Origin of the sequence: Vibrio sp. 10N.222.52.B7, assembly GCF_041474275.1 — a bacterium.
Classification (GTDB): domain Bacteria; phylum Pseudomonadota; class Gammaproteobacteria; order Enterobacterales; family Vibrionaceae; genus Vibrio; species Vibrio crassostreae_C.
Window position 1 is genome coordinate 1087 of record NZ_JBFRTU010000222.1, and the last position, 466, is coordinate 1552.

The 466-nt window shown below is 44.2% G+C and carries 1 protein-coding gene; it reads left to right on the forward strand.

Annotated elements, in window-relative coordinates:
- Window positions 1–466, forward strand: a 466-nt coding sequence (locus AB4512_RS22525) for a sigma 54-interacting transcriptional regulator (protein ID WP_372175760.1), incomplete at both ends; no start/stop codon positions are given.

Below are 466 nucleotides of genomic sequence, written 5' to 3' on the forward strand. Positions count from 1 at the left end.
TTAAAAAAGCCGCAGATAAGCTCGCACTGGTTGAAGAGAACAACCTATTGCGTAAAGAGTTGGCAATGCAAAATCAGGTTGGCCCGAAACTGATTGGTCAATCACCATCAATGCAGGCATTACGCCGAGAATTGATCACCCTAGATACCAAAACTAACCCACTTCTATTATTTGTTGGTGATTTAGGGACGGGGAAAAGGGTCACAGCACAATACACCCATGATTTACACAGTCATCAAACCGCGGAGCTTTGCCCTGTCGCTGCGTTTAATTTGCCACGCAGTGACGAAGCGACATTCCATCAGTTTATTTTGCAACTGTTCTTGAAGCATCAAGGTGGAACACTCTATATCCATGAGACAGAAGCACTAACTCAGGATCAATGGCTGTGGTTAGCGAACCTAAAACCCACTCTACTTCGTGAAAACTCATGCAAGACCAATGCAACTTGTATCATTATCGCAAC